Raw genomic sequence first — 8,366 nt, forward strand, 5'->3', positions numbered from 1 at the left:
ATATAATGAGAGAGCTTGTCGATATAGTAGGGATTGACAAATTTGTGCAAGGGATTGGAGAGGAGAAGGTAATTCGTAGCATTGGGGAAAAGAAGGTAATTCGTAGCATTGGGGAAAAAGAGGTAATCCGTACCATTGGCGAAGAGAATTTATTGAAAGATCTTATACATCTCCTTGGCAAAGAGAAGATAAAAAAGATGTTGAAGGAAAATTAAGAAAATTAGAGATTAGCAAATTAGGAGAAGATGAGAGGATAAGAAGTTAAGAGGATAAGAGATACAGATGGCGGATTGAAAAAATCGAAAATTAAACTGGTGTGTGGGTATCTATGTGTCTGGTAGTCTATGTAACGGAACTTCCCCTCTATTTAAAGGCAAAAATGTGGCTAAAAACTATTTTTCAGGAGGTAAAAAAAACGATGTCAGTGAAAAAAGTTTTTCCCAGCCCTTTTGAAATTGAAACACCAGAGGGTGCAAACGGATGGAAGGAAATGTATCCTTACTATCTCTTGTTTAGTGAAGAGCGTAAAGAACTTGAAGAAGAGAGATTTTGGTTTTGCGATACGATGCATTGGACAACCCCACTCTATCCCTTTGACATTTTTACCGCAGAAAGTGCTATATCTGCTCTGGGTCGTTATAACACCCGTGTTTGGCTTATCCCACCCGCACTGGGCATAGATATAAGGTTACTTAATGGCTTCATATATCTAAGTCCTTTAACGGTTGATGACCCCGAGGAGATAACAGAAAGGCTAAAGGATTTTAGTCAGCGGGCAGGGTTTTATTATCAAAATTGGGATAGCCTTTATGCTAAATGGAAGGAAAAGGTAACCAGAGAAATAGAAGGATTAAAATCAATCGCCATTCCTGATTTACCCGAAAAAGAAGACCTCCAGAAGATAACCGATGCGGTTGGCATTTCCACCGGATTTTCCCTTCTTTCTGCCTACAATCAACTCATAGAAAGTATGACTAAAATCTGGGAATACCACTTTGAGTTCTTAAATTTAGGGTATGCCGCTTTTCTTGATTTTTCTTGCTTTATGAAAGGTATTTTCCCTGATATTTCAGACCAGACGATTACTAAAATGGTGGCGGGTATAGATGTTATTTTATTTCGACCAGATAATGAATTGAGAAGATTATCTAAATTAGCAGTAGAACTCAATCTATCCGAGATATTTCTTGAAGGACAAATACCTGAGGCAATCATCGAAAGATTGCAAAGGACTGACTCAGGTAAACAATGGTTAAACAGTTTGGAAGAGATTAAAGACCCCTGGTTCTATTTCAACTCTGGCACAGGGTTCTATCATACACCCCGAAGTTGGATAGATGATTTATCTATTCCCTTTTCAGCCATTGCTGGATATATCAAAAAATTACAGGCTGGAGAAAATATAGAGAGGAAAACAGAAAAAATAGTAGAAGAAGGAGAGAAACTAAAAGAGGGGTATTTTTCGTTATTAAGAAGTGATGAGGATAAAAAGGTTTTCCTGGAAAAATTCTCTCTGGCTAAAACCGTATTTAGTTATGTTGAGGAGCATAATTTTTATGTTGAGCACTGGCACCATACTATCTTCTGGAATAAGATGCGTGAGGTAGGGAAGATTTTAGCAAAAAGTGGCTTCTTTGCGCAAGAAGAGGATATATTTTATTTAAACAGATATGAAATCTCACAAGCCCTCTATGACCTATATTCATCCTGGGGGATTGGTTCTCTTCCCAAGGGACCTCAATATTGGCCAAAAATAATCTTAAAGAGGAAAGAAATAATCAAGGCACTTGAGAAATGGCAGCCTGTTCCTGCCTTAGGACCACCACCGGAGAAGATTACTGAACCATTTACCATTATGCTCTGGGGAATTGTTTCAGAAAAGATAGACGCCTGGCTTGAGGCTATGAGTGGGGAGCAAAAAGAGGGAGCATTGCTGAGAGGGCACCCTGCTTCACCGGGGGTAGTTGAAGGAATTGCCAGAATAGTGCTTTCAACCGATGACCTGCCTGATGTTCAGGAAGACGAGATAATGGTCTGCCCAATTACTACACCATCCTGGACGCCTGTGTTTGCCAGGATAAAAGGTGTAGTGGCTAATGTTGGTGGGATGATGAGCCATGCCGCCATTGTCTGCAGGGAATACGGCTTGCCTGCGGTGGTAGGCACAGGCTTTGGAACTCGATTGATTAAAACAGGCCAATATTTAAGAGTTGATGGAACTAAAGGGATAGTGGAGATTGTAAAATAAAGAAATACATAACCACAAATTTGTGGTTGATATATTTTATTTGCTTTAATTCTGCATTATTTGCTAAAACAGTTAAGAGAAAAACTACCAGATTTTAAAAGGAGGGAAAAACTATGCCAGTAATTGCTGTTCCCAGAGTTTTGAGGGAAAAATTAGGGGAAGATGGGGTGGATTCCTTAGTTGAACTCTTCAACAAATCAGAAGAAAGAATAAAGGAAGATGTTATTACCCTATCAGCAGAGAAATTCGCAAGAAGGCTTTCTGAGGAAATCAGTGGAGTAAGGTCAGATATTGCAATCATGGAAGGGAAACTTGAGGCAAGAATTTCTGGAGTAAGGGCTGAAATGAAAGAGGAAGTTACCTCTCTTAGGGCTGAAATGAAAGAGGAAGTTACCTCTCTTAGGGCTGAAATGAAAGAGGAAACTTCAAAAATCAGAGTTGAAATGGCACAGTTCAAATCAGAAATTATCAAATGGATGTTTCTATTCTGGATAGGGCAGATTGCTTGTATGGCTGGAATTGTGAAGTGGTTGAGGTAAAGATAAGAGACAAAAATTTCAGGAAAGAACTCTATGTACATTAAATGGGATAACGAAATGGTTACATCTGAGGAGGTGGGCAATAAAGCCGCTAATTTATTTGAATTGAAAAGGATAAGTATATCTGTCCCACTGGGTTTTGTGGTTACCAAAAAGGCATTTGTGGACTTTGTGGCTACACATCAGCTCTATGACTTAGGGCAAAATATTGGTAATCTTTTGGTAGGACTTGAGATGCCAGATAAAATGGCTAATGAAATAAGCCATGCCTGCCAACTCCTTTCATCAAGGGTTAAAAAAGAAAGCCGGTTTGCGGTCAGGTCTTCCTCAAGTAGGGAGGATTTACCACATACAAGCTTTGCCGGAATGTATGAGACATTCCTTAATGTAAAAGAGACAGATGTTTTAAAAAGCATTAAGGGATGCTGGCAGAGCACCTTTAATCCCCATTTGTTAAGCTATTTACAGGTATTGGGAAAAGGATACCAGGATATACAGGAGATAGCCATGGGGGTAATTGTTCAGGAGATGATAAACTCAACATTTGCGGGCGTTCTGATGACCATAGACCCAATCAGCGGCGACCCCTCGAAGATGGTTATTGAATATGCAAAGGAAGATTCTGTTACATCAGGCGAGGGAACACCAAATCGTCTGATGATTGACAAAATTACCAACCAGATAGATAAAATAAATGGAGAGATTTTAGAAGAAAGATATAGATATCAACTTGCTAATCTGGCTAAAAGGATAGAGCAACACTTTGGCTCTTATCAGGATATAGAATGGGCAATTGATAAGGAAAATGGAGAGCTCATCATCTTACAGGCAAGACCAGAAAGTGTATGGAATAGAAGAAATTAGTGCCTTGTCACTACTCAATTACTGGGTAGAGTTTCATAAGCGTTCAGCATTTAGCCATCTTTTAGCTAAAAAAAGCGTAACCGTTCAGGGTGTAATGAAGGAAAAATGGAAAAACTGGGGAAAAAAGATATTTTCCTCTCTGTTCCTCTGCGTCTCTGCGGTAAATTACCACCTGAACGGTTACAAAAAAGCGAACTGATTAGGAGTGAAACATTATGAATGAAATTTTTGATGTTATCTTGGAAAGGGCAAAAAAATATTGTCGGGATGAGTTTGATGTAATTCATCTCGAAAAAGCCTTAGAGATGACAAAAAGGTTAATGGCTATAGAAGGCGGCGATGAAAGGATTATCATCCCGGCAATTCTTCTTCACGATACAGGCTGGAGTACCTTTTCCTTTGAGGAAGAAGGGATGATTAGATTGCCTCCCTCCCTTTCAGAAAATTTGAATGGAAGAGGAATTGCCTTTTCAAATGCCATCTTACTCCATAAGCATGAGATAGAAAGTAGCCTTATCGCTCAAAATATCCTTTCAGAACTTAAATTTCCAACAGACGAAAAGGAAAAGATTGTTGAGATTATCACCGGACATGATAGTAGAAAACAACCAATCTCAAAAGAGGACGAGGTGGTTAAAGATGGAGACAGACTCTCAAGATACACACCAGAATTGTTTTCTGCTCTATGCCAGAAATTTAATCTTGGTGAAGAGGAATTTTTTAAATACCTTAATTTTAATATAGAAAAATGGTTTTACTCTGATACAGCCAAAACAATAGCCAGGAAATATCTATTAAGAAAAAGGCTAAAGATTTCTGAGGCTGAGTGGCTAACTGGGATAATGGGTAGATTTTTTAATCTTTTCCTTAGATTAGAAGGTGAAGCTATTAAAATAACCAAAAAACATGGGGAAAAGATAATGATAAGCCTTACCAGAGAAATAGTCTATAATCTCAAAAAAGCAATAGAAATCTATCTTTCATCTCTGCCTTCTGCAACCCTTAAAGGGCTTCAGGAAGATAAAAGGTTTTGTTCCCTTGTTTCTCAAAAGATAGGGGAATTTGGCTACATTGGCATTATAGATAGAGAGAGTGGCAGGATTATCTTTCATCCTGATAAAGGGTTGATTAACTTACCCAGAAAAGAACTTAAAGAGAAAAAGAGACCTGCTCAATATCTCTATGGTTTTTGGAATGTCTATAACCGGGCTTTAAATGGTGAAGAATTCTACGCGCCATATCAGGGGCTAAATGACAAAGGAGAAATTGTAGATAAAATTTGGTATGTTGTCCCCATGGATAGCGGGGAATTAAAATGGGCTATAGTTGGAGCGGCTGTTTATGATGATTTTCATAAGCCAATAGACCTTTTAAGTCAAGATATTATTTACTCCCTTGGTGAGGTTTCCAATCAACTCTATTCCTTACTCAATCTGGTTGATGAACAGAACAAGAAATTAGAAAGACTTAATGAAGGGCTTAAACAAGAAATAATTGAACGGCAGCAGGCGGAGGAAAAACTCATTGCCGCAGAGAAATTAGCCGCAGCAAGCCAGATTGCGGCTGAGTCTGCCCATGAGATAAAAAATCCTTTAACGGTGATTAAGGGTGGAGTCTATTACCTGTCTCAGATTCTAGCCAAAGACGAAATTATCAAAAAAACACTTGGCCAGATTGATAAAGCTGTAGATAGGGCAACATCTTACATAAACAGCCTTCTATCCTTCTCAAGACCACCTATACTTAAGGTTAGCTCTGTAGATATAAATAATCTACTCCAGGAGACATTAAAAGACTTAGAGAATGAGATGAAGGCAGAGGTGAAAATAAAAGAGAATTTAACTAAATCTCTCCCTCCCCTAAAAGCTGACCCAGAACAACTAAAAGCAGTTTTCTTTAATCTCATCAAGAATGCCATTGAATCTATGGGAGAAAGAGAAGAAAAAAGATTGGAGATTAACACTCAGGAGGTTACCCATAAAGAAGGTAGGTTTGTCTTGATAAGGATTAAAGATAATGGTGTGGGTATTCGTAGCAAAGAGGTAGAAAAGATATTTAACCCCTTTTATACCACTAAGGGAAAAGGCACAGGTTTGGGTTTGGCTATCTGCCAGCGCATCATCGAAGCACATCAGGGAAAGATTGGAGTAGAAAGTAAAGAAGGAAAAGGAGCAACATTTACGATTAAATTGCCCCAAAAAACGGATATGTCCACGACGGAGAGTGGAGACAAACAGGGATGAAAATAAATTATTTTGTCAGAGAGCTCAGAAAAGTCAGAGTTTTTCAGGAGTAAGCCAATGGCTAAAATTTTAATTGTTGATGATGAACCAGATTTAGCAGATGTGTTGAAACACATCCTTAAGATTAAATGTTATGAAGTAAAGCCTGTTCTGGATGGTTATCAGGCTATTGAAGAGGTAAAAAAGACCCATTATGACCTTATCCTGATGGATATCAGGTTACCTGGTTTAAATGGGGTGGAGACATTTCTTCAAATTAAAGAGATTGATAAAAACACAACGGTAATTATGATGACGGGTTTTGCAGTAGAGGATTTAATAGAGACCGCTTTGGAAAGAGGGGCTTATGCCTGCCTTCATAAACCATTTGACTTAGACAAGGTCATAACCTTGATTGCCAAAGCCATCAGTGAGAATCGCCCAACTATTTTAATTGTCGATGATGATGAAGGGATAAGAAAGAATTTATGTCGTATTCTTGAAGAAAAGGGGTATCGGATTTATTTGGCTAAAGATGGGCAAGAAGCTTTACTAATGCTTAAAACGGGATTATATCACTGTATTATCCTTGATCTCAAACTTCCGAAAGTAGATGGGATTGTTGTTTTGAAAGAGGCTAAACAAGTAAATCCTAATGTGGTAGTCATTGTCATTACAGGCTATGATTTGCCAGATTTACTTAACGAAGCCAGGCATTTATCCGCTTATGCCTGTCTGAAAAAGCCAATTGATATGACTGAATTATTGAGGTTGCTGAAAGAGACGATAAAATGAGAAGCGGTTATGTCCAGGGAAGTGGAGCTGGAGTTTCGTGAATTTTCTATGATTCCTTTCTCCTTTAATCTTTGCGTTCTTTGCGGTTGATTTCTTTACGTTCTTTGCGGTTAAAAAAAGATAAACCACAAAGGGCACAAAGTAGTAACGCAAAGGACACAAAGGGAAGAAAATAGGTGAAGCATTTTTTATCAACTCAACTTCAAAGGATAAGTTGCAAAAAAAAATCATCAGGCTTTTGAGCCTAATTTTGCCATCTTTGAGCAAAATAAACAGATTGATAAGGTTCAGATAGCCTCAATGGCTCCTTAAATTAACGAAACTCCAGACAAAAATACTTGACATATTATCAGGTATAATGTATAATATATATCCTGTATGTAGAATATCTAATTAAATGGTATGATGGATAACCTGTAAGGAGGATATAGGGTGTATAAAAGTGAGATATACTTACAAGATGAACAACACGAAATATTAAGGGATATTGCCTATATTTTGACTAAACATACCAAAAAGCGGGTTAGTTTATCCGAACTTGTCCGAAAGGCAGTCAATCTCTGGATAGAAAAAGAAGGGATGGAAATTCTTAAAAATAATACTTGTGTTGGGAAATATATCGCTACGGATGAACACAAATAGTTCGTGAATCCAGACAATTTGATTCTGGTAACTGGTGGTTAAATACCGTTTGGTTGAATTCACGGCGAAGTCATTTAACCAATTATCCGTTTGTCTATGATTTGTTCTTTGATAAATTAATTAAACTTTTTGCCCTAAAATGCCGATAAATGTAAATGGAGGCAAAAAATATTATGTTTGACCAATCTACCCATATGCAAACAGTGAAAATATTAGAGAACTCACTGGATACTGCGACCTTACGGCAAAAGGTGATTGCGGATAATATTGCTAATGTTAATACGCCAGGTTTTAAGAAAAGTTATGTAAGTTTTGAAGATGAGCTTGCCCTGGCATTGCAGAAAAAGGAAACATCAAATTTTAAAGCAAGGACGACTGACCCTAAACATATTCAATTTTATAAACCACCAAAACATCCAACTGCAGTTCGACCACGAATGTTTGTGGAAGATGATACTACTTTTCGTAATGACCTGAATAATGTTGATATAAATGCTGAAATGGCTAATTTAGCAAAAAATTCTATTATGTATGAGGCAGTAGTTAATAGAATAAGTGGTATGTTTCAGATGCTTGATATGGTAATAAGAGGAGGCACAAGATAGTATCATGATGAATCTTTTTCAAACAATTAATACATCTGGCTCAGGACTTACCGCAGAACAATTACGAATGGATGTAATTGCTAATAATATTGCGAATGTGAATACAACTCGAACTCCACAAGGAGGCCCTTATCGTCGACAAAGAGTACTATTTACTCCTCGTGAACCGCAGGTATTTTTTAATATACCATTTGTTAAATCACAGGTTATCTACAATGGTAAAGGGGTGCGTGTCGTAGGTATTGAAGAAGACCCTTCTCCATTTAAAATAGAATATCGACCTGAACATCCAGATGCAGATAAAGATGGTTATGTTCGGTTGCCAAATGTAAATGTAGTTTTGGAGATGACGGATATGATTACCGCGACCAGGGCTTATGAGGCAAATGTAGCCGCAATGCGGTCTGCAAAAGAAATGATGATTAGGGCACTGGATATTAGTAGATAAAAC

Annotated in this window: 10 protein-coding genes; all 10 read left to right on the forward strand. The window is 37.8% G+C overall.

Translation table 11 applies throughout. The features are described 5' to 3' along the window. On the forward strand, window positions 1–215 hold a 215-nt coding region (locus tag AB1422_13345), incomplete at its 5' end, for a hypothetical protein (GenBank protein MEW6620296.1). Between the two features lie 203 nt (window positions 216–418). Next, the gene (locus AB1422_13350) at window positions 419–2,248 is read left to right on the forward strand and encodes a PEP-utilizing enzyme (GenBank protein MEW6620297.1); all 1,830 of its coding nucleotides are present in this window, start codon (window positions 419–421) and stop codon (window positions 2,246–2,248) included. Between the two features lie 113 nt (window positions 2,249–2,361). Beyond that, a complete protein-coding gene (locus AB1422_13355) occupies window positions 2,362–2,787 on the forward strand; it encodes a hypothetical protein (protein MEW6620298.1) in 426 nt (141 codons plus the stop codon). 33 nt (window positions 2,788–2,820) lie between these two features. Then, window positions 2,821–3,651: a PEP/pyruvate-binding domain-containing protein gene (locus AB1422_13360; protein ID MEW6620299.1), complete on the forward strand. Its 831-nt coding sequence runs from the start codon at window positions 2,821–2,823 to the stop codon at window positions 3,649–3,651. Next, the gene (locus tag AB1422_13365) at window positions 3,629–3,850 is read left to right on the forward strand and encodes a hypothetical protein (protein ID MEW6620300.1); all 222 of its coding nucleotides are present in this window, start codon (window positions 3,629–3,631) and stop codon (window positions 3,848–3,850) included. Before AB1422_13360 ends, AB1422_13365 begins: the two co-directional genes overlap by 23 nt. A 16-nt stretch (window positions 3,851–3,866) precedes the next feature. Beyond that, the gene (locus tag AB1422_13370) at window positions 3,867–5,894 is read left to right on the forward strand and encodes an ATP-binding protein (protein ID MEW6620301.1); all 2,028 of its coding nucleotides are present in this window, start codon (window positions 3,867–3,869) and stop codon (window positions 5,892–5,894) included. 57 nt (window positions 5,895–5,951) lie between these two features. After that, entirely contained in the window at window positions 5,952–6,668 is a 717-nt protein-coding gene (locus tag AB1422_13375; protein MEW6620302.1) for a response regulator, read from the forward strand. Between the two features lie 432 nt (window positions 6,669–7,100). Then, on the forward strand, window positions 7,101–7,310 hold the full coding sequence (locus AB1422_13380; GenBank protein MEW6620303.1) for a hypothetical protein: 210 nt from the start codon (window positions 7,101–7,103) through the stop codon (window positions 7,308–7,310). Between the two features lie 155 nt (window positions 7,311–7,465). Next, window positions 7,466–7,915 carry a flagellar basal body rod protein FlgB gene (flgB, locus tag AB1422_13385; protein MEW6620304.1) on the forward strand — a complete coding sequence of 150 codons (450 nt, stop codon included), beginning with the start codon at window positions 7,466–7,468 and terminating at the stop codon, window positions 7,913–7,915. 7 nt (window positions 7,916–7,922) lie between these two features. Next, entirely contained in the window at window positions 7,923–8,363 is a 441-nt protein-coding gene (gene flgC, locus AB1422_13390; protein ID MEW6620305.1) for a flagellar basal body rod protein FlgC, read from the forward strand. Window positions 8,364–8,366: the final 3 nt, after the last annotated feature.

Source organism: bacterium, from assembly GCA_040757115.1.
GTDB lineage: Bacteria > UBA9089 > CG2-30-40-21 > CG2-30-40-21 > SBAY01 > JBFLXS01.

Coding starts and splice junctions, on each gene's coding strand:
- AB1422_13350 (MEW6620297.1), top strand. CDS start 419: ATGTCAGTGAAAAAAGTTTTTCCCAGCCCTTTTGAAATTGAAACACCA.
- AB1422_13355 (MEW6620298.1), top strand. CDS start 2,362: ATGCCAGTAATTGCTGTTCCCAGAGTTTTGAGGGAAAAATTAGGGGAA.
- AB1422_13360 (MEW6620299.1), top strand. CDS start 2,821: ATGTACATTAAATGGGATAACGAAATGGTTACATCTGAGGAGGTGGGC.
- AB1422_13370 (MEW6620301.1), top strand. CDS start 3,867: ATGAATGAAATTTTTGATGTTATCTTGGAAAGGGCAAAAAAATATTGT.
- AB1422_13375 (MEW6620302.1), top strand. CDS start 5,952: ATGGCTAAAATTTTAATTGTTGATGATGAACCAGATTTAGCAGATGTG.
- flgB (MEW6620304.1), top strand. CDS start 7,466: ATGGAGGCAAAAAATATTATGTTTGACCAATCTACCCATATGCAAACA.
- flgC (MEW6620305.1), top strand. CDS start 7,923: ATGAATCTTTTTCAAACAATTAATACATCTGGCTCAGGACTTACCGCA.